At 64.5% G+C, this 20469-nt stretch carries 22 protein-coding genes; 16 read left to right on the top strand and 6 right to left on the bottom strand.

Annotation, left to right across the window (positions count from 1 at the left end; translation table 11 throughout):
• The first annotated feature begins 93 nt into the window (after positions 1–93).
• From ACFPQ5_RS10065 to ACFPQ5_RS10040, 6 genes are all read left to right on the top strand, one after another.
• Entirely contained in the window at positions 94–999 is a 906-nt protein-coding gene (locus ACFPQ5_RS10065; RefSeq protein WP_379754398.1) for a LysR family transcriptional regulator, read from the top strand.
• 94 nt (positions 1000–1093) lie between these two features.
• On the top strand, positions 1094–2413 hold the full coding sequence (gene mtoX / locus ACFPQ5_RS10060) for a methanethiol oxidase (protein WP_379754395.1): 1320 nt from the start codon (positions 1094–1096) through the stop codon (positions 2411–2413).
• Between the two features lie 11 nt (positions 2414–2424).
• Positions 2425–3093 (top strand): SCO family protein, encoded by a 669-nt coding sequence (locus tag ACFPQ5_RS10055; RefSeq protein ID WP_379754392.1) that lies wholly within the window; start codon positions 2425–2427, stop codon positions 3091–3093.
• 254 nt (positions 3094–3347) lie between these two features.
• Positions 3348–4436 carry a 4-hydroxyphenylpyruvate dioxygenase gene (gene hppD, locus ACFPQ5_RS10050; protein ID WP_379754389.1) on the top strand — a complete coding sequence of 363 codons (1089 nt, stop codon included), beginning with the start codon at positions 3348–3350 and terminating at the stop codon, positions 4434–4436.
• Positions 4437–4545: 109 nt separating this feature from the next.
• Positions 4546–4896, top strand: a complete 351-nt coding sequence (locus ACFPQ5_RS10045; RefSeq protein ID WP_379754386.1) for a CidA/LrgA family protein — start codon at positions 4546–4548, stop codon at positions 4894–4896.
• Positions 4889–5626, top strand: a complete 738-nt coding sequence (locus ACFPQ5_RS10040; protein ID WP_379754383.1) for an LrgB family protein — start codon at positions 4889–4891, stop codon at positions 5624–5626. Before ACFPQ5_RS10045 ends, ACFPQ5_RS10040 begins: the two co-directional genes overlap by 8 nt.
• A gap of 30 nt (positions 5627–5656) precedes the next feature.
• Here ACFPQ5_RS10040 and ACFPQ5_RS10035 read toward each other — a convergent pair whose 3' ends face one another.
• Entirely contained in the window at positions 5657–6292 is a 636-nt protein-coding gene (locus ACFPQ5_RS10035) for a hemerythrin domain-containing protein (RefSeq protein ID WP_136219321.1), read from the bottom strand.
• A gap of 351 nt (positions 6293–6643) precedes the next feature.
• On the opposite strand from ACFPQ5_RS10035, the gene ACFPQ5_RS10030 reads away from it, so the two are divergent.
• Both ACFPQ5_RS10030 and ACFPQ5_RS10025 read left to right on the top strand, forming a co-directional pair.
• Positions 6644–7552: a manganese catalase family protein gene (locus ACFPQ5_RS10030; RefSeq protein ID WP_379754380.1), complete on the top strand. Its 909-nt coding sequence runs from the start codon at positions 6644–6646 to the stop codon at positions 7550–7552.
• A 146-nt stretch (positions 7553–7698) separates the two neighbouring features.
• A complete protein-coding gene (locus ACFPQ5_RS10025) occupies positions 7699–8607 on the top strand; it encodes a ZIP family metal transporter (protein WP_379754377.1) in 909 nt (302 codons plus the stop codon).
• Between the two features lie 393 nt (positions 8608–9000).
• Here the strand turns inward: ACFPQ5_RS10025 and ACFPQ5_RS10020 are convergent, their stop codons facing one another.
• Together ACFPQ5_RS10020 and ACFPQ5_RS10015 are read right to left on the bottom strand one after the other, a co-directional pair.
• Complete coding sequence (locus tag ACFPQ5_RS10020; protein ID WP_379754374.1) at positions 9001–9648, bottom strand: dienelactone hydrolase family protein; 648 nt, start codon at positions 9646–9648, stop codon at positions 9001–9003.
• A 98-nt stretch (positions 9649–9746) separates the two neighbouring features.
• Complete coding sequence (locus ACFPQ5_RS10015) at positions 9747–11090, bottom strand: MFS transporter (protein WP_379754371.1); 1344 nt, start codon at positions 11088–11090, stop codon at positions 9747–9749.
• 142 nt (positions 11091–11232) lie between these two features.
• Between ACFPQ5_RS10015 and cyoA the strand changes: the two genes are divergently transcribed.
• From cyoA to ACFPQ5_RS09980, 7 genes are read left to right on the top strand one after another with little or no spacing between them, the layout of a single operon-like run.
• Positions 11233–12243: a ubiquinol oxidase subunit II gene (cyoA, locus tag ACFPQ5_RS10010; protein ID WP_379754368.1), complete on the top strand. Its 1011-nt coding sequence runs from the start codon at positions 11233–11235 to the stop codon at positions 12241–12243.
• 2 nt (positions 12244–12245) lie between these two features.
• Positions 12246–14249 (top strand): cytochrome o ubiquinol oxidase subunit I, encoded by a 2004-nt coding sequence (gene cyoB, locus ACFPQ5_RS10005; protein WP_379754365.1) that lies wholly within the window; start codon positions 12246–12248, stop codon positions 14247–14249.
• Complete coding sequence (gene cyoC / locus ACFPQ5_RS10000; RefSeq protein ID WP_379754362.1) at positions 14242–14877, top strand: cytochrome o ubiquinol oxidase subunit III; 636 nt, start codon at positions 14242–14244, stop codon at positions 14875–14877. The genes cyoB and cyoC overlap by 8 nt, the downstream gene beginning before the upstream one ends.
• A complete protein-coding gene (gene cyoD, locus ACFPQ5_RS09995; RefSeq protein WP_379754359.1) occupies positions 14874–15296 on the top strand; it encodes a cytochrome o ubiquinol oxidase subunit IV in 423 nt (140 codons plus the stop codon). Before cyoC ends, cyoD begins: the two co-directional genes overlap by 4 nt.
• On the top strand, positions 15293–16135 hold the full coding sequence (locus ACFPQ5_RS09990) for an SURF1 family protein (RefSeq protein WP_379754356.1): 843 nt from the start codon (positions 15293–15295) through the stop codon (positions 16133–16135). The genes cyoD and ACFPQ5_RS09990 overlap by 4 nt, the downstream gene beginning before the upstream one ends.
• Positions 16119–17462, top strand: a complete 1344-nt coding sequence (locus ACFPQ5_RS09985) for an ATP-binding protein (protein WP_379754353.1) — start codon at positions 16119–16121, stop codon at positions 17460–17462. Before ACFPQ5_RS09990 ends, ACFPQ5_RS09985 begins: the two co-directional genes overlap by 17 nt.
• A complete protein-coding gene (locus ACFPQ5_RS09980) occupies positions 17455–18003 on the top strand; it encodes a response regulator transcription factor (RefSeq protein WP_379754350.1) in 549 nt (182 codons plus the stop codon). The genes ACFPQ5_RS09985 and ACFPQ5_RS09980 overlap by 8 nt, the downstream gene beginning before the upstream one ends.
• Before the next feature lie 17 nt (positions 18004–18020).
• On the opposite strand, the gene ACFPQ5_RS09975 is transcribed toward ACFPQ5_RS09980, so the two are convergent.
• The 3 genes from ACFPQ5_RS09975 to ACFPQ5_RS09965 all read right to left on the bottom strand — a co-directional run bounded on the left by ACFPQ5_RS09975 (position 18021) and on the right by ACFPQ5_RS09965 (position 19684).
• Positions 18021–18545: a DUF2726 domain-containing protein gene (locus ACFPQ5_RS09975; RefSeq protein ID WP_379754347.1), complete on the bottom strand. Its 525-nt coding sequence runs from the start codon at positions 18543–18545 to the stop codon at positions 18021–18023.
• Positions 18546–18676: 131 nt separating this feature from the next.
• Complete coding sequence (locus ACFPQ5_RS09970; RefSeq protein WP_379754344.1) at positions 18677–19300, bottom strand: exopolysaccharide biosynthesis protein; 624 nt, start codon at positions 19298–19300, stop codon at positions 18677–18679.
• A 45-nt stretch (positions 19301–19345) separates the two neighbouring features.
• A complete protein-coding gene (locus ACFPQ5_RS09965; RefSeq protein ID WP_379754341.1) occupies positions 19346–19684 on the bottom strand; it encodes a DUF5710 domain-containing protein in 339 nt (112 codons plus the stop codon).
• Positions 19685–19827: 143 nt separating this feature from the next.
• On the opposite strand from ACFPQ5_RS09965, the gene ACFPQ5_RS09960 reads away from it, so the two are divergent.
• On the top strand, positions 19828–20466 hold the full coding sequence (locus tag ACFPQ5_RS09960) for a hypothetical protein (RefSeq protein ID WP_379754338.1): 639 nt from the start codon (positions 19828–19830) through the stop codon (positions 20464–20466).
• Positions 20467–20469 lie beyond the last annotated feature (3 nt).

The raw sequence follows: 20469 nt of genomic DNA, 5'->3' as shown, positions 1-20469 counted from the left end.
AAGGTCGTTTTTTGCACTCTAAGTCAGGCGTTGGTATTTTACGACGTGAATAGATGAATGTAGACTATTTACCAAATCAATATCGGAGCACCCGTGATCGAACCCCATGACGTCGATTTGAACTTGTTGGCCGTGTTCCAGGAGGTCTACCGCGAACGCCAGATTTCCAGCGCCGCGCGGCGCCTGAACCTGAGCCAGTCGGCCGTCAGCAATGCGCTGTCGCGCCTGCGCCGCCTGTTCGGCGACGAGCTCTTCGTGCGCACCGGGCAGGGCATGCAGCCCACGCCCTTCGCCGAGAGCCTGGCCGAGCCGGTCGGCAGCGCCCTGGCCCAGGTCGCATTGGCGCTGAACCGGCGCAGCGGCTTCGATCCGGCCAGCAGCGCGCGCCGCTTCACCATCGCCATGACCGACGTCGGCGAGGTGCACTTCATGCCGGCCCTGATCGAGCGCTGTCGCGCTCTGGCGCCGCAGGTGCAGCTCAGTTCGCGCCGGGCGGGCAGCATCGCCCTCAAGGAAGAGATGGAAAGCGGCCGCGTCGACCTTGCCATTGGCCCCTTCGAGGACATTTCAGAAGCCCTGTACCAGCGCCTGCTGTTTCGCCAGCCCTATGTGAGCATGGTACGGCGCGGCCACCCGCTGACCGAAGGCAAGGTCGACCTGGCGCGTTTCGCGGCCGCCGAGCACCTGTTCGTGGACTCCAGCGAAAGCCCCTACGACCGCATCAACCAGCTGCTGGAAAAGGCCGGCATCGGCGCTTCGACGCGCTTCCGGGTGCCGCATTTCACGGCCGTGCCCTACATCATTCAGAGCAGCGAACTGGTGGTGACGGTGCCGCAAAAGCTGGCCGAGCGCGCCGGTCCGCCCTTCGGCCTGGCCTGGATTACGCCGCCCCTGAACCTGCCGCAACTGCAGACCAATATGTTCTGGCACCGGCGCTACAACCAGGACCCGGGCAACCAGTGGCTGCGCGGCATGGTGGCCGAGACCTTTGCGCGGTAGGGCTTGAGTCCGGTCCGGTGGCGGGATTTGATCCAGCGCAAACCGCGATGCGCAGGGCCGGCGATGCTGATGGTTTGCCTGACAGGAGACCACCATGCAGCTCAACCGCCTCACCGGCGCAGCCGCGCTCGCCGTCTGTTTGCTCGGCTGGATCGCCCCGCCGGCCTTGGCCGACGAAACCTGCAACTCGCCTTACCTGTCCAACCTGATCAAGGGCCAGGAAGACTTCGTCTACGTGTGGACCCTGGGCGTGCCCGGCATGGGCGACGGCTCGGACAAGCTGGTCACCCTCGACGCCAATCCCAAATCGACAACCTTCGGCAAGGTCGTGGCCCAGGTGTCGGTGGGCGGACGCGGCGAAGCCCACCACGCCGGCTTCACCGACGACCGCCGTTTCCTCTGGGCCGGCGGCCTGGACGACAGCAAGATCTACGTCTTCGACATCCATACCGATCCCGGCAAGCCGCGCCTGGTGAACACGATCGCCGACTTCGCCAAGCGCAGCGGCCTGGTGGGCCCGCACACCTTCTACGCGCTGCCCGGACGCATGCTGATCGGGGCGCTGTCGAATACGAAGGATGGCGGCGGCGCGACGGGCATGGCCCTGTATAACAACAAGGGCGAGTTCATCCAGAAGTACGACATGCCTGCGACTAAGGGTGGGGACGGGTACGGCTACGACCTGGCCGTCAACCCGGCCCGCAATGCGATGCTCAGCTCCAGCTTCACCGGCAAGAAGAACTACATGACGCCGCTCGGCACTTTGATCAAGGACCAGGGCGCAATGAAACAGTTCGGCAACACCATGGTCGTGTGGAACCTGAAGGCGATGCAGCCGGAACAGGTGCTGAGCGTACCGGGCGCGCCGCTCGAGATCCGCTGGTCGCTCAAGGAAGGCGACGACTGGGCCATCACCGCCACCGCGCTCACCTCCAAGCTGTGGCTGGTGAAGAAGGACGCCAAGGGGCAGTGGCAGGCGAAGGACGTGGCTACGATCGGCGATCCGGCCAAGACCCCGCTGCCGGTCGACATCTCGATGCGTGCCGACGGCAAGGGTCTCTGGGTCAACACCTTCATGGACGGCACCACCCGCTACTTCGACCTCAGCAACCCGGAAGCGCCGCGCCAGACCTATGCCAAGCAGACCGGCGCCCAGGTCAACATGATCTCGCAAAGCTGGGACGGCAAGCGGATCTACGTGAGTTCCTCGCTGCTGGCCAACTGGGACAAGGCCGGCAAGGACAACGAGCAGTTCGTGAAGCTGTTCGCCTGGGACGGCAAGGCCCTGAACGAGCAGTGGAAGGTCGATTTCACCCAGCTCAAGCTGGGCCGGCCGCACCACATGAAGTTCGGCTCCAGGACCGGCCAGCAGGCGGCCTGGACGATGGAGCCGCCACGGGTGGCCGGACGGTGAGGGCCGGAACGGTGCGCGCCGCAGCCCTGGCGCTGGCCCTGTACGCCGGTGGGGCCGCGGCGCAAAGCCTGGCCGTGCCCGCGCTCGCCTACGTGCCGCCCGCACCCGGCAGCTACCGCCTCGAGCGCATCCTGCGTGCGCCCGACGGAAACGTGCTCGACAGCGATGGCAAGCTGCACCGCCTGTCGGCATTCACGACCGGCAAGGTCACCCTGTTCTCCTTCATCTATACGTACTGCAGCGATCCGAAGGGCTGTCCGCTGGCCTACGCCACCCTGCACAGCCTGAAGCAGACCATCGAGCGCACGCCCGCGCTGCACGGCAAGGTGCGTTTTGTGAGCATGAGTTTCGATCCGGAATACGATACTCCGGTTGCGATGCGCAGCTACGGCGGGCAGGACGCGCGCGCCGCCGGCCCGCTGGAATGGCGTTTCCTCACCAGCCGCAACGGCCGCGAACTGGCGCCGCTGCTGGACGGCTTCGGCCAGGACGTCTCGGTGGCCATGCCGCAGCCGGCGGGGCGGCGCAAGCCCGTGCTCAGCCACATGCTGAAGGTCTACCTGCTCGACCCCACGGGCGAGGTGCGCGAGATCTATTCGACCTCCTGGCTGCACCCGGCGGTGCTGCTGAACGACATCCAGACCCTGCTGCGCGAGCCGGTCAAGACCGCGCGGCGCTGAAAAAACTCCACTTTCCGCCAGGCCGCGCCTCGGGTATGCTCCGCCGCGAGCATGACGATTCGACATCATCGCCACGGCCGCGGGCCCACCTGGCGTATCATTTCGGTCGCGGCGCAGCCGTCCGGGGACGGCCGGCGCATGCTCGTGACCGGCGCCGGCCAGGCGCAGCGCCGGCCGCACGGTTCCGCCAGGCAGCACGCTCACGAGGCGGGCGCCGGCTGGAGGAGATCATATGCACCACATAAGGAAACAACATGGCTGACCTGTTTGAGAATCCAATGGGCCTGATGGGCTTCGAATTTGTCGAGTTCGCGTCGCCGACGCCGGGCGTGCTCGAGCCGATCTTCGAGGCGCTGGGCTTTACCAAGGTCGCGGTGCACCGCTCGAAGGACGTGGTGCTCTACCGCCAGGGCGAGATCAATTTCATCGTCAACAACGAGCCGAAGAGCTACGCCGCCTATTTCGCCGCCGAGCACGGCCCGTCCGCCTGCGGCATGGCCTTCCGCGTCAAGGATTCCCACCAGGCCTACAAGCGCGCGCTGGAACTGGGCGCGCAAGCGGTCGAGATCCCGACCGGCCCGATGGAACTGCGCCTGCCGGCCATCAAGGGCATCGGCGGCGCCCCTCTGTACCTGATCGACCGTTTCGAGGACGGCAAGTCGATCTATGACATCGATTTCGAATTCATCGAAGGCGCCGAGCGCCGCCCGCCGGGCCATGGCCTGAAGATCATCGACCACCTGACCCACAACGTCTACCGCGGCCGCATGGCCTTCTGGGCCGGCTTCTACGAAAAACTCTTCAACTTCCGCGAGATCCGCTACTTCGACATCAAGGGCGAGTACACCGGCCTGACCTCGAAGGCGATGACCGCGCCGGACGGCAAGATCCGCATTCCCCTGAACGAAGAGGGCAAGGCGGGCGGCGGCCAGATCGAGGAATTCCTGATGCAGTTCAACGGCGAAGGCATCCAGCACATCGCCCTCTTGAGCGACGACCTGATCAAGACCGTGGACGGCCTGCGCGCCGCCGGCGTACCGCTGATGAGCGCGCCGCCAGCGACCTATTACGAGATGCTGGACGGCCGCATTCCGGGCCACGGCGAAAATGCCGCCGAACTGCAGGCCCGCGGGCTGCTGCTGGACGGTAACGTCGTCGACGGCAAGCCGCGTCTGCTGCTGCAGATCTTCGGCGAGGCACAGCTGGGGCCGGTGTTCTTTGAGTTCATCCAGCGCAAGGGCGACGATGGTTTCGGCGAGGGCAATTTCAAGGCCCTGTTCGAGTCGATCGAGCGCGACCAGGTCAAGCGCGGCGCCATCGGAAAGACCGCAGAGGTAGCGTAGGGTGGAGTCCTGACTCCACGCGGTGCGGCGGTTGAATATCACCGCCGCGTCAATTCACCCGTCCGAAACGCGTGGGGTCGGGACCCCACCCTACGAAAGGCGGCAATTCTTGCTCCCCGCATTCGCCATCCTGCTCCTCTTCCAATGCCTCGGCGAAGGCGCCATCTTCCTGCTCGGCCTCCCGGTGCCCGGGCCGGTCGCCGGGATGATCCTCCTGTTCATCTCCCTCCTGCTCTGGCCCGCGCTGCAAACCCGCATCGAGGCGGCCGCCAACGAGCTGCTGCGCCACCTGTCCCTGCTGTTCGTCCCGGCCGGCGTCGGCATCGTCGCCGCGGCGGGCAGCGGCAGCGGCCACTGGCTGGCGATCATCGCCTCGCTCATCGCCAGTACGCTGCTGACCCTGGCGGTGACGGCGCTCGTATTGAAAGGCATGAAGCCGGAAGGAGAGGGCGATGCCTGATTTCGCCCAGCTCAGCCATTTCTGGGTCTACCTCTCGGCTTCGCCCCTGCTCGGGCTGACCATCACCCTGTGCGCCTACGTCGTTGCCCAGGCCATCTACGCCCGCTGCAAGTACTCGCCGCTGGCGAATCCGGTCGCGATCGCGATCGCCCTGGTCAGCATCGCCCTGCTGGCCAGCGGCATGTCCTACCAGCGCTATTTCGCCGGCGCCCAGTTCGTGCACTTCCTGCTGGGCCCGGCCACGGTCGCGCTGGCGGTACCGCTGGCGCGCCAGCTGCCGCGCATGCGGCGCGCTTTCCTGCCGCTGCTGGGTGCGCTGTTGACGGGCTGCGTGACGGCCATCGTCTCGGCGGTCGGCGTGGTGCTGCTGTTGGGTGGCTCAGGCGAGCTGGCGCGTACCGTCGGGCCGAAGTCGGCCACGACGCCGATCGCGATGGCGGTCAGCGAACGCCTGGCCGGGGTGCCGGCGCTGACCGCCGTGCTGGTGATCGGCACGGGCATCTTCGGCGCCGTGACGGCGCGCTTCCTGTTCAATGCGATGCGCATCGATTCGCACGCGGCGCGCGGCTTCGCCCTGGGCGTGGCCGCACACGGCATCGGCACGGCGCGCGCCTTCCAGGTCAGCGCCGAGATGGGTGCGTTTGCGGGATTGGGGATGGGGCTGAACGGCATCATGACCGCCGTGCTCGCCCCGTGGCTGGTGCCGATGATGCTGCGCCTGCTGGGTTAGCCGGCAGGCGCTGTTCCAGAGAGGTTCTGCTCAGCTGGCGTGCGGCGTCGAGTTCGCGTTGGCCCAGGTGTGGGTATTGCTCGACGCGCCGCCCGGCTTCTTGACCAGGGTGCGCAGGGCCAGCAGGGCGGAGAGGCCGCCGACCACCATCGCCGTGGTGCTGCCCGAGAAGCCGACCGCATGGCTCTTGGCCAGCTTGCCCGCTTTCGGCGCCACCAGTTCCATGCGGCGCTTGGTCATCTGCGAGCCCAGTTCGGACAGGCGCGCCTTGCTCATCAGGGTTTCCGCCTGCGGCAGCAGGGTGGTCTCCTCGTCGGCCACGTGGTGGATCACGTCGCGCATCAGTTCCAGCAGGACCTTGTCATGGCGCGGGTCCGAGGCGCTGGTGCGGCGCAGTTCGGCGATCAGGCGGCGCATGTCGTTGTGCTCGGGCTCGGCCTTGTGCACGAAGGGCTCGCCCTTGTCGAGCTGGCGCATCACCGGATAGAACACTTCCTCTTCCAGCGTGGCGTGGATCTCGAGCGCGGTGCAGATGGTATCGGCCAGTGCTTTCTTGACGCTCGGCGACTTGTCTTTCGTGTACTGATGGAACGTCACCATCACGTGCGAGTGATCGAAACGGATCATGTCGGTGATAGTCGGGCTCAGCTGGTTCATGGAAAACATGGTGGATCCTCCGAATTGACTAATAAATAAGATGCTATGCCGTCCGCAGAGCGCACCGCGTAGGAGTGCGACGCAAGGGCGTGTCGGCAAATGCCGCTTGCACCTTGAATAATTTCGAAACTGAAAGTAGTTGCGAAACGGCATACAAACAGCTGTGTCTCCTTGGAAAAGATGTACTGTTTGTCACCGATGTCCTACAAGGTCACGGCGGAACTACTGATTACTTGTCAACTCCCCGCCTGCCAAGATGAAGCCACGTTCGACTGACGGAGCAAAACCGCGCAGCCGTTTTGAGTAGGTGACGCACGCACTCGCGTGGTCGCTTAGTTTTCATCTATCGGAGGAGCTGGAATGTTTGCACATAACAAACGCCTGCAGTACACCGTCCGCGTATCCGGACCGAACCCGGGTCTCGCCAATCTCATGCTCGAGCAGTTCGGCGGACCGCAAGGCGAACTCGCCGCGGCCATGCGCTACTTCACCCAGGCCGTATCGGAAGACGATCCAGGCCGCAAGGACATGCTGTTCGACATCGCGACCGAAGAGCTGAGCCACCTCGAGGTGATCGGCAACATCGTCGCCATGCTGAACAAGGGCGCCAAGGGCCAGCTGGCCGAGGCCGTCGACACCGAAGCCGAGATGTATCGCAAGATCACCGGCGCCGGCAACGACAGCCACATCACGCAGGTGCTGTACGGCGCGGGCACCCCGCTGGTCAATTCGGCCGGCGTGCCCTGGACTGCGGCCTACATCGATTCGATCACCGAGCCGACCGCCGACCTGCGCTCGAACATCGCCGCCGAGGCGCGCGCCAAGATCGTCTACGAGCGCCTGATCGCGCTGACCGACGACCCGGGCGTGAAGGAAGCGCTGGGCTTCCTGATGACGCGCGAAGTCGCGCACCAGAAGTCCTTCGAAAAAGCCCTGTACTCGATGGAGTCGAACTTCCCACCGGGCAAAATGCCGGTCGATCCACGCTTCTCCAGCGTCTACTTCAACATGTCCCAGGGTCCGGGCGAGATGCGCGGCCCGTGGAACCAGGGCGAGAAGTGGGACTTCGTCACCGACCGCGAGAAGCAGATGGCGGTGGACGGCGGCTCGGGCGAAGCCGAAGTCAAGCTGCCGGCGGACGACATCGCGGTGCTCAAGCAGATGCAGGCGCGTACCCTGTCGGATCCGAGCAAGGATCCGCAGACCGGCGCCGAGCTGGGCCTCGATCCGTCGACGCCGAAGGGGGCTTCGGCGGTCAGCAAGCCCTGAGCTGAGCTGAGCGCAAAATGCAGGCAGGGGCGCGCGCCCGGGGAACTCCCACCCTCGCGCGCGCCCTGTCCGGTCGGTATTTTGCTACCCTGCTTTTGCAGGAGGGTAGTGCCTGTTCGGCACCGGCCGGATGGAAGGAAGCGTAGATGAACCTGGATACACATAAATTGCGCTGGACTGGCGCGCTGGGTCGCGCCCTGACGCTCAGGCGCCTGATCGGCCTGCTGATCTTCGCGGTCGGCGGCTTCCTCATGCTCGGCAGCCTGATCCAGCAATTGCTGAGCGCAAATCCGAAGATGCATGCCGCCTTGCTGGGCGGCTCGACGGCGGCCGCGGCCACCGCCCTGGGCACCTTGCCCGTCCTGTTTTCACAGAATTTCTCGAAGCGCACCTACGACAGCTTCCTCGGCTTCGGCGCCGGCGTGATGCTGGGCGCGACCGCCTTTTCGCTGGTGATCCCGGCGCTGGCCGCAGCCCGCTCCTCGGGCGCCGGGCCGTGGGAAGCCAGTTTATTGGCCGGCGTCGGCATCATGGGCGGCGCCGGCGCCATCCTCCTGATGAGCCGCGCGACCGAGCCGGCCCAGGTGCTGACCAGCGACGTCCACGGCAGCTCGCTGCGCCGCGCCTGGCTGTTCGTCACGGCAGTCGCGCTGCACAACATGCCCGAAGGCCTGGCGATCGGCGTCGCCTACGCCGGCATCGACATCGAAAAAGCCCATTCGCTGATGACCGGCGTCTCGATCCAGGACGTACCGGAAGGCCTGGTCGTGGCCCTGGCGTTGCGGACGGTCGGCTACAGCCGCCTGGTCTCGGTCGGCTTGGGGGTGGCGTCCGGCCTGATCGAACCGGTGGCCGCAGCGTTTGGCGTGGCCCTGATCGGGATCGCTGCCGGGATGCTGCCGATCGCGCTGGCGGCGGCGGGCGGGGCGATGCTGTTCGTGATCGTGAACGACGTCATTCCCGAGATGCGCGAGAACGGGAACGGGACGTCGGCGACGATTGCGCTGATCTTCGGCTTTATATTGATGACGGTGCTGGATACGGCCTTGGCGTAAATGCAGGCCGTAGGGTGGGCACTCCGTGCCCACGCGTTACGTGTTCTTCCTTGCACCTGGCCCCTGGCTTTGCTGCCCACGCTGTTTGCGGACTGCGGGGACCTCGCGAGCGACACTTTTTCGGTCCCGACTACGGACATGTACGTACCGCGTGGGCACGGAGTGCCCACCCTACAACGGCGACCAACAGAAGCGTCGTTAAGGCTCGAAGTGGCGTAGGGTGGGCACTCCGTGCCCACGCGGTACGTGTTGAACCTTGCACTTGCGGCCGGAATGGGCCGCTCGGACTGCCTGCGATCTGGCGGACGCTTCGCGAGCGAGATTTTTCAGGTGGCGACTACGGACATGTACGTACCGCGTGGGCACGGAGTGCCCACCCTACGACAAACATCGTTATGGTTCGAAGTGGCGCACGAACCAGCGGCAAGCCAAGCTGGCGACCTGCTCCAATGCGCCAGGCTCCTCGAACAGGTGCGTCGCACCCGGCACGATCTCCAGCGACTTCTCGCCCGCCAGGGCCACCAGCGCCTCGCGGTTCAAGTCCAGCACCGCTCCATCCTCGCCGCCGACGATCAGCAAGGTCGGCGCAATCACCTGCGCTAACGCCGCGCCGGCCAGGTCCGGCCGCCCGCCACGCGAGACGACGGCAGCAATCCCGGTCCCGCTGTCCGCCGCCACCCGCAAGGCCGCCGCAGCGCCGGTGCTTGCCCCGAACAGCCCTAATGGCAGCGGCGCCGTCAGTGGCTCGGTCCCCAGCCAGCTCGCCGCCGCATGCAGCCGCGCGGCGAGCACGTCGATATCGAAGCGGTTCCGGTGGGCCGCATCTTCCTCTTGCGTGAGCAGGTCCAGCAGCAAGGTGGCAATGCCGGCATCGCGCAGTTCGGCCGCGACCTGGTTGTTGCGCGGGCTGAAGCGGCTGCTGCCGCTGCCGTGGGCAAACAGGACGACGCCGATCGGCGCGGCCGGCAGTTCCAGCATCCCGTCCATCGCGGCGGCGCCGGCGGCGCCGGCGGCGATGGCGCAGGGCAGCTTGCGTATCATGGCAGTCTCCGGCAAAGACGTTTAGACCTCGCCATGAAAAGAAAAATCCGGGCGGACACTGGGTCCGGCCGGATTCATCGGGGAAGGACAGCCTCCGTTTAGTCGCGAATCTCCAGCTTGCGGTTCAGCGACAGCGCCGCCAGCGAGCCGACTGCGCCCGAGAGCAGGTAGAGGCTGACGTAGCCGAGGCCGAAGTTGGCCGACAGGCCGAGCGCGACCAGCGGGGCGAAAGCGGCGCCGACCAGCCAGGCCAGGTCGCTCGTCAATGCCGCGCCGGTGTAGCGGAAGCGCGATTCGAAGTTCGAGGTCACGGCGCCGGCCGCCTGGCCGTAGGACAGGCCCAGCAGGCCGAAGCCGATCAGGATGAAGGCGTTCTGGCCGGCTTCGCCGCCGTCGATCAGCATCGGGACGAAGGCCGAGAAGATCGCGATCAGGGCCGCCAGCGTACCCAGCGTGGTGCGGCGGCCGACCTTGTCGGCGACCAGGCCCGAGATCAGGATGCAGACGGCGGCCACGGCGGCGCCCCACATCTGGACGTACAGGAAGCCGCTGATCGGACGGGTGTCGTAGAGCTGCATCCAGGACAGCGGGAACACGGTCACCAGGTGGAACAGGGCATAGCTGGCCAGGGCGGCGAGGGCGCCGATGACGACGTTGGCACCCTGGCTACGCACCAGTTCGCCGACCGGAGCCGGATCGAGCTCGTGGGCGTCGAGCAGGTGCGTGTATTCGGTGGTCGAGACCAGGCGCAGGCGGGCGAACAGGGCGACCACGTTGATCGCGAAGGCCACGAAGAAGGGGAAACGCCAGCCCCAGGTCAGGAAATCGTCGTTTTGCAGGTTGTCCAGCATGTAGGCAAACAGGCCGGCGGCGATCAGGAATCCTAACGGTGCGCTCAATTGACCCAGCATCGCGTACCATCCGCGCTTGTGTTCGGGGGCGTTCAGGGCCAGCAGCGAGGGCAGGCCGTCCCAGGAGCCGCCTTGTGCAACACCTTGCGCGATGCGCATCAGGGCCAGCAAAACGATGGCGGTGCTGCCGATCCGGTCGTAGGTAGGCAGGAAGGAGATCACGACGGTGGCCGTGCCCATCAGGAAGAGCGCGATGGTCAGCTTGATTTCCCTGCTGAAGCGCTGCTGAATTGCCATGAAGACAACGGTGCCGATAGGGCGCGCGATGAAGGCGAACGCGAAGATCGTAAAGGAGTAGAGTGTGCCCTCCAGTCGGTCCGCAAACGGGAAAAAGATCGCGGGAAAGACAAGCACCGATGCGATCGCATAGACGAAGAAGTCGAAATACTCGGAGGCGCGGCCGATGACCACGCCGACAGCGATGTCGCCCGGGGAAATATGGCTGTCGCGAGCGTTGATGTTGCGGGCCCCGCTATGCGGGGCGGATACGGGAGCGGCTCCTGCGCCGCCGTAGGTATTCGTGCTTTGCATATTCTTCGTCTCCAGGTAGGTCCGCGGCCTTCAGATAGTCCCCTGGCCTGGGCAAGGGTGGGACAAAACGTCCAATGTGCAACGAAGGCCGATGACAGTACAGTAGCATGTTCTCATTCCCATGTAACGTTAGATACCTAGCATGATTCCTAAAATTGTCCGTCCCGGACTGTCATTACTGCTGATTGCGCTGCTGTCCGGCTGCAATACGGTCGTGATGAACCCTTCCGGTGATATCGCCAAGCAGCAGGCCGACCTGATCACGGTCTCGGTCCTGCTCATGTTAATCATCATCATCCCGGTGATGATCCTGACCGTCCTCTTCGCCTGGAAGTACCGCAAGAACGCGAACGCGAAGTACGAGCCGGACTGGGATCACTCGACCAAGCTCGAACTGGTCATCTGGGGCGCGCCGCTCCTGATCATCATCGCGCTGGGCCTGATCACCTGGATCAGCACCCACAAGCTCGACCCTTACCGTCCGCTGGAACGCCTGGACGAGAAGCGCCCGGTGGCAGCCGGCACCAAGGTGCTGGAAGTGCAGGTGGTCTCGCTGGACTGGAAGTGGCTGTTCATCTACCCGGAGCAGGGCATCGCCACCGTCAATGAACTGGTGACGCCGGTCGACACCCCGGTGCGCTTCAAACTGACCTCGTCGACCGTGATGAACGCGTTCTACATCCCGACCCTGGCGGGCATGATCTACACGATGCCGGGCATGGAAACCCAGCTGAACGCGGTGATCAACAAGGCCGGCGCCTACAAGGGCCAGTCCTCGCACTTCAGCGGCGACGGTTTCTCGCACATGAAGTTCGCCTACCACGGCACCAGCCAGGCCGAATTCGACGCCTGGGTCGCCAAGGTCAAGGCCAGCGGCAACGCACTCGGCCGCAACGACTACCTGGCGCTGGAAAAGCCGTCGGAAAAGGAACCGGTCAAGTACTACGGCAACGTGGCGCCGAACCTGTTCCTGTCGGTCGTGAACCGCTGCGTGGCCGAAGGTTCGGTCTGCATGAGCCAGCAGATGGCGCATGACCACCAGCGCGTGCGCAATGACATCGCACTGAAGCAAGTGCCGCAAGACGCAAAACGCGTCGCCGCAAACACTGAAGCCGAAGTCTGCGAAACCCCTACCAATTCTGTGAAGAAGTAAACATGCAAGACTCATTTGACTTGACGAAGCTTATCTTCGGACGGCTCAGCTGGGACGCGATTCCGTTCCACGAGCCGATCCTGATCGCTACCTTCGCGGGCGTGCTGGTCGGTGGCGCTGCCCTGCTGGGCCTCATCTCCTACTTCCGCCTGTGGGGCACCCTGTGGAACGACTGGATCACCAGTATCGACCACAAGAAAATCGGCATCATGTACATGATCCTGGGCCTCGTGATGTTCCTGCGCGGCTTCGCCGACGCGCTCATGATGCGCGCCCAGCAGGCCATCTCCTTCGGCGAAAACGCCGGCTTCCTGCCGCCGCACCACTACGACCAGGTCTTCACCGCCCACGGCGTGATCATGATCTTCTTCGTGGCGATGCCTTTTGTTACCGGCCTGATGAACTACGTCGTGCCGCTGCAGATCGGCGCACGCGACGTGGCCTTCCCGTTCCTGAACAACTTCTCGTTCTGGATGACCGCGATGGGCGCCGTGCTGGTCATGGCCTCGCTGTTCGTCGGCGAATTCGCGCGTACCGGCTGGCTGGCCTTCCCGCCACTGTCGGGCATCCTTGCAAGTCCGGGTGTCGGCGTCGACTACTACATATGGTCATTGCAGATTGCGGGTGTCGGCACATTGCTGTCAGGGGTTAACCTGATCGTCACCATCGTCAAGATGCGCGCACCGGGCATGGACCTGATGAAGATGCCGGTCTTCACCTGGACCTCGCTGTGCACCAACATCCTGATCGTGATGTCCTTCCCGGTCCTGACCGCCGTGCTGGCCATGCTGGGCATGGACCGCCTGTTCGACACCAACTTCTTCACGAACGACAAGGGCGGCAACGCCATGATGTACGTGAACCTGATCTGGATCTGGGGCCACCCCGAGGTCTACATCCTGATCCTGCCGGCCTTCGGCATCTTCTCGGAAGTCGTCTCGACCTTCTGCGGCAAGCGCCTGTTCGGCTACACCTCGATGGTGTACGCGACCGTCGTCATCATGGTGCTGTCCTACCTGGTCTGGCTGCACCACTTCTTCACCATGGGTTCCGGCGCGAGCGTCAACGCGTTCTTCGGCATTACCACGATGATCATCTCGATCCCGACCGGGGCCAAGATCTTCAACTGGCTGTTCACGATGTACCGCGGCCGTATCCGCTTCGAACTGCCGATGATGTGGACCGTCTCGTTCATGCTGACCTTCACCGTCGGCGGCATGACCGGCGTGATGCTGGCCATCCCGGCAGCCGACTTCGTGCTGCACAACTCGCTGTTCCTGGTGGCCCACTTCCACAACGTCATCATCGGCGGCGTGCTGTTCGGCCTGTTCGCCGGCATCAACTACTGGTTCCCGAAAGCCTTCGGCGTCAAGCTGAACCAGTTCTGGGGCAAGGTCTCGTTCTGGCTGTGGTCGATCGGCTTCTGGGTTGCGTTCGCTCCGCCGTACATCCTGGGCTTCATGGGCGTGACCCGCCGCATGAGCCACTTCGAAGATCCGGAACTGCAGCCGCTGTTCCTGATCTCCTTCATCGGTACGCTGATGATCGCGGGTGGTATCGGCGCCATGCTGATGCAGTTCTTCATGACCTGGAAAGACCGCAAGAAGCTGCGCGACGTCACCGGCGACCCGTGGGACGGCCGTACCCTGGAATGGTCGACCTCGTCGCCGCCGCCTGACTACAACTTCGCCTTCACGCCGGTGGTGCACGACAACGACACCTTCGCCGACATGAAGAAGAACGGCTGGAAGCGTCCGCTGAACGATTTCGTCTCGATCCACATGCCGAAGAACACCTGGGCTGGTTTCGTGATCGCCGCGCTGTCGATGGTGGTGGGTTTCGCGATCATCTGGCACATGTGGCTGCTGACCGGGCTCGCGTTCTTCGTGATGATGGTGGCGATTATTGTCCACACGTTCAACTACAAGCGTGACTACTACATCCCGGCGGAAGAAGTGACCCGTACCGAGAACGCCCATACCAAACTGCTGGAAAGCCATGTCTGAAATTAACGCAACCATGACCGGCGCCCACGGCGCCGACGCCGGCTCGCGCTACCACGTGCGCGAGCACCATCCGGAACAGGGCACGCTGCTCGGTTTCTGGATCTACCTGATGAGCGACTGCCTCATCTTCGCCAGCCTGTTCGCGACCTATGCCGTCCTGGGCCGCAACTACGCCGGCGGTCCGTCGGGCGCCGAGCTGTTCGACCTCAAGCTGGTGGCCATCAACACGGCCTTCCTGCTGGTGTCGTCGATCACCTTCGGCTTCGCGATGATCTCGGCGCAGGCCAGGAACCTGGCCAAGACCCAGCTCTGGCTGGCCGTCACCGGCATCCTGGGCGCCTGCTTCCTGGCGCTCGAGATCTACGAGTTCTTCCACCTGATCCACGAAGGTGCGGGCCCGTCGCGTAGCGGCTTCCTGACCGCGTTCTTCTCGCTGGTCGGCACCCACGGCCTGCACGTGCTGTTCGGTACCATCTGGCTGGTGACGCTGATGTTCCAGCTGCCGAAGCACGGCATCACGCCGGAAAACATGCGCCGCCTGTCGTGCCTGTCGCTGTTCTGGCACTTCCTGGACGTCGTCTGGATCTTCGTCTTCACCTTTGTCTACCTGATGGGAACCCTGCCATGAGCGACCACAGCATTCACCACGCGCATGGTCATGACGCCCTGCACGGCCATACCCACGGCGACGAACCGGGCGTGCACTACAGCCTGAAGGACTACACGACCGGCTTCGTGCTGGCCGTGATCCTGACCGTGATCCCGTTCTGGCTGGTCATGGGCAATGTCCTCGATCCTGCGATGACGCGTTTCGTCATCATGGGCTTCGCGGCAGTCCAGCTGGTCGTGCACATGATCTACTTCCTGCACTTGAATTCGAAGTCGGAAGGCGGCTGGAACATGATGGCGCTGATCCTCACCATCATCCTGCTGGTCATCGTGCTCGGCGGATCGATCTGGGTCATGTACCACATGAACGCCAACATGATGCCAGGCATGGGCGATGCGGCGGCCGTCACCGGCCACGGCAACCACGACATGCAATGATGGACCGGCACGGTCCGGAAGAGGGCGCCCCTGCAATGGGGCGCAAGGGCAGCGTCGCCAAAGTCGTACTGGCGCTGCTGGCGATCTTCCTGATCGTGCTGTTTGCGGGGCTGGGGACCTGGCAGGTGCAACGCCTGGGATGGAAACTGGCCCTGATCGAACGCGTGAATTCACGCGTTCATGCCGCCCCGGCCGCGCTGCCTGAGGCGGCGCGCTGGGCGCAAGTCTCAAAAGAATCCGACGAATACCGGCACGTCAGCCTGGCCGGGCACTTCCTCTACGAATACTCGACGCCCGTGCAGGCGGTCTCCGAACTCGGGGCCGGCTACTGGCTCGTCACGCCGCTGTGCACCCCTGATGGACGCATCGTCCTGGTGAACCGCGGCTTCATTCCGGCCGCCGACAACCGGCCCGGCACCTATCCCGCCCGCAAAGCCGGCGCCAATCCCTGCGCGGCCGTATCCGGCCCGGCGCACGCGCTCACCGGGCTGCTGCGCATTGCCGAGCCGGGCGGCGGCTTCCTGCGCGAGAACGATCCGGCGAACAACCGCTGGTTCTCGCGCGACGTCGCCGGCATCGCCGCTGCGCGCGGCCTGGCCGATGTCGCCCCGTTCTTTGTCGACGCCTCCCGCGGGCAGGACCCGGCGAGCGCCCCGGAGCACCCGGTCGGCGGCCTGACCGTCATTTCCTTCCAAAACAATCACCTCGTGTATGCCATCACTTGGTATGCTCTTGCCTTGATGGTTGCCGGCGCGTGGTGGTACGCCGCGCGCTCGGGCAACACGAAGGAAAAAAGCGAGGAAAACGGCAGGGCAAGGAACGATGGCAGTAAAGCTTGATCTACTCACAAAAATAAGTCCCGCGATCGCATCGAGCGCCGAAGCAAGCGTCGAATACGCCGCCGGCCACAAGAACATGCTGCAGCTGATCGAGCTGCGCTGGATCGCCGTCATCGGCCAGGTCACGACCATCGCCGCGGCGATCCTGATCTTCGACATCAACCTGCCGCTGGTGCACATGCTGCAGGTGCTGGCCTGCCTGATCGCCTTCAACATCGCCAGCCACCTGCGCTGGCACGAGCGCCGTCCGGTCGCCAACAGCGAACTGTTCATGGCCCTGCTGGTGGACGTGGCCACGCTGACGGTGCAGCTGTATCTCTCGGGCGGCACCACCAATCCCTTCGCCTTCCTGTATCTGCTGCAGATCATCATCTCGGCCGTGCTGCTCGAAGCCTGGTCGACCTGGACCATCGTCGCCATCACCCTGGTTTGCCTGGCTTTACTCGCCGTGTTCGCCCAGCCGCTCGCGCTGCCTTTCGATCACGCGCGCGGCATCGCCAGCATCTACGTGCAGGGCATGCTGCTGTGCTTCGCGATCAACGCGGCGCTGCTGGTGATCTTCATCTCGCGCATCAGCGTCACCTTGCGCGCGAAAGCGGCGCAGCTGGCCGACCTGCGCCAGCGCGCCGCCGAGGAAGACCACATCGTTCGAATGGGCCTGCTGGCATCCGGCGCCGCCCACGAGCTGGGCACGCCGCTGGCGACCCTGTCGGTGATCCTGGGCGACTGGAAGCGCATGCCCGAGTTTCGCGACAACCCGTCGCTGTCCGAAGAGATCGCCGAGATGCAGACCCAGCTGAAACGCTGCAAGGCCATCGTCAGCGGCATCCTGCTCTCGGCCGGCAGCGCGCGCGGCGAGTCGGCCGTGCGCACGACCCTGCACACCTTCCTCGACGGCCTGCTCGAGGAATGGGAAGAGCGGCGCCAGGTCGCCAGCCTCGAATACGACAACCGCATCGCGGAAGACATCCCCGTCGCCTTCGATTCGGCCCTGAAGCAGACCATCGACAACCTGCTCGACAATGCCTTCGAGGCTTCGCCCGGCTGGGTCAGGCTGGAGGCAAGCGTCGAGGACGACACCCTGCGCCTGGTGGTGCTCGACCAGGGGCCGGGTTTTGCGCCCGCCATGCTGGCCCAGTTCGGCAAGCCCTACCAGTCGACCAAGAACCGCGCCGGCGCCGGCGTCGGCCTGTTCCTGGTCGTGAACGTGGCGCGTACGCTGGGCGGCGCGGTGACTGCCCGCAACCGCGACGAGGGCGGCGCGGCCGTCACCCTGACGATTCCGCTGGCCTCGATCGCCTTGAGCGGGGAGGGCGAGCATGTCTGAGACGATGATCGAGACGCCTGTCCTGCTGATCGTCGAGGACGACGAGGCGTTTGCGCGCACCCTGGGCCGTTCCTTCGAGCGGCGCGGCTACCGGGTGCTGCACGCACCGGGCTACGAAGAGGCGGCCGAGATTTTGAAGGACAACGATCCCGGCTACGCCGTGGTCGACCTGAAACTGAAGGGCAATTCCTCGGGCCTGAACTGCGTCCAGCTGCTGCACGCGCACGATCCCGAGATGCTGATCGTGGTGCTTACCGGCTTTGCCAGCATCGGCACCGCGGTGGAAGCAATCAAGCTGGGTGCCTGCCAGTACCTGGCGAAACCCTCGAACACCGACGACATCGAAGCCGCCTTCGGCCACGTCGCCGGCAACGCCGACATCGAGGTCACGAACCGCTCGACCTCGATCAAGACGCTGGAGTGGGAGCACATCCACGCCGTGCTGGCGGAGACGGATTTCAATATCTCGGAAGCGGCGCGCAGGCTGGGGATGCACCGGCGGACGCTGGCGCGCAAGCTCGAGAAGCAGCGGGTCAAGTAAGAGCCGGCGGCGCCGGATCAGGCCGCGGTCGGCGCGATGGCGGCTTCGACTTGTGGCGTTACCTGATCGGCGGCAGGGGCCGGGCCGCAGACCGTGACCCGTATCGCCGCCGGAGTCGGCTTGCTGCGCGACTGGAAGCGCACCGTGCGAATCCCCGCCTGCTCGAGACGCGAATCGCGTAGTTGGTCCTTCGCGCCCGAATGGCTGCGGTCGTCCAGTTCGACGACGGCCACCAGCTCGCCGGCCTGGGTGCAGACGACATAATCCACACGCTGCTGGGCGATCCGCAGGCGATCGCCATGGGCCAGCTTCTTGTCGCTGCTCGCGGCTTCGATCAGGGCCGACATGGCTACCTGCGGAAAGATGTAATGGTCGGGAAGCGCCGCCACCAGCCGGCCGAAGAATTCGAGTTCATTCTCCGTCATGAGCTTGCGGCGGCGGTAGGCGCCGGCGCGGCTCTTGTCTTTGGCGCCTTTTGCCGACACGGCGACGAAGAGAAAAACCAGAAAGGCGAACAGAACGAGGGCGAGCAGGATTTTCATGAGGATCCAATCTTCGTCAGGTCAAGGGTGCGCTTGACAGCCGACACCCGAATATGTTTCCGTAAGGAATTATATTATTGTCCTGTTTTGAAGATTTGTCATCCCGATTTGTCGCTGCCCGACGAATACGCTCAGGCGGTCAGGCGCGTGAACGCTTCGCGCAATGCCAACCCGCCGCCGCCGATCAGCAAGCCGAAGTAGACGATCGTCGCCACGTTGCTAACATGTCCCAGCAGCACGCAAACCCCGTCGCGTTGCAGCAGCCCGATGGCGAAGAACAGCAGGGCGATCGCCGGGAAGGTATTGCTGAAGGGGATCAGGCCGAAGGGCATCATCAGCAGGATGGCGCCCAGGATCAGGGCGGCGTTGTTCAGGTGGGCGACCGGGCCCTCGGCCACCAGCCACTGGATGCGGTTCGGACGGCTGACGCGCTCGATCTTCTGCAGCCAGGGCAGGGCCTTGCGCAGCAGGGGACGCAGCTTCCTGGTGCCGATCACGCGGTGCTCGATGCGCGCGGGAATCCACAATTCGCGCCGCAGCAGCCGGCTCAGGCCGATCAGCAGGATGGCGGCGCCGAAGACGGTGGAGACGCCCGGGATCGATACCGGAATCAGGAACACCAGGGTCAGCAGGGCGGTGAGGATCAGCAGGCCGTCGCTGCCGACCCGATGCACCAGTTCGCTGAGCGTGATGCCGCTGCGCGGCAGCGAGCGGACCAGGGAGCGCAGGCGCTGGGAAAGGGGTTCGCTATGCATCGTCGGGCGTCCTCGTGTCGGTGTCAGTCAGTCGATATGATGGGCTCACAGCCCGGCCAGCAGCTTGCGCACGGCCTGATGTGCTTCCAGCCAGCCGCTCTCGATCAGCTTCGGGCGGCATTCGGCGCATTCCTCGAAAGGATTGCAGGCGTGCGGCAACTCGAGGTATTTCGCGCCGATGACGGGCTTGGCGCCGAAGGCATCGCGCGAGGAGGGCGCCTTCGCGGCGTCTGCGCCGCCTTCCGCGCCGCCGGCGATCCAGCGCGCGAAAGGTTCTTTGTCCTTGCCGTCCGGGACGTACCAGCATTTGCGGGTCGGGTTCCAGCGGGCGCCCAGGGCCTTGGCTTCGTCTTTTTCGGCGTAGGGGACCTTCAGGAAAATCATGGGTGTTCTCTCGGCTGAGCCGCGGCTTGCGGCGCCCGGTATTGTAAGGGATGACGGAGGAGAGGCGGGCCCAAATTCTCGTTCCCGGATCTTGTTCAATTGCTATAATATTATTTTTGAACAACATTCTTTGGGGATCTGCTGTGGAACACGAAAGCCATCATCATCACCATCCGCACAAGACCGGCGTACGCTGGCTCGATCTCGGCCTGGGCCTGGCCGCAGGCATCGTGTCCCTGGTCTCGCTCTGGCTGGGCTTGCATTCGGCGCATTCGATGGAAAAGCTGGTAGCCTCCAACAGCTATCCGTACGTCGAGTTGATGCGCTCGACCTCGACCGAGTACAGGGATGGCGATGTCATGAAGCCCGCGCGGCGCGTGCGGTACATGCTTGAAAACAATGGCGTGGGACCGGCGCGGATCGAATGGGTCCAATTCAACTTTGATGGCAAGCCGGTGGGCAACCTGACCGAGCTGCTGCAGAAGTGCTGCTCCGCGGAACCGGAGGAGGCCAGGAATCTGGACGCCCGCGGCGGCATCGCCGGTTCGCTGATCCGGCCCGGCGCGATGGTGCAGATGTTCGACTGGAGCGAGACGGCGACACCGAGTCCCGCCCTGCTCGCGCTACACAAGCAGATGGACAAGATCAGCTGGTCGACCTGCTATTGCTCGGTCTTCGACGACTGCTACGTGACGAACAGCGACGACGACACCAAGCCGCGCGCCATCGAGCAGTGCACGCTGCCGGCCAAGACCTTCCGTCCGGACTTCCCGCGCAGCTGAAGG

The sequence above is a fragment of the Massilia suwonensis genome, from assembly GCF_042655665.1.
Classification (GTDB): domain Bacteria; phylum Pseudomonadota; class Gammaproteobacteria; order Burkholderiales; family Burkholderiaceae_D; genus Telluria; species Telluria suwonensis.
This window is presented reverse-complemented; position numbering and strand designations above follow the sequence as displayed.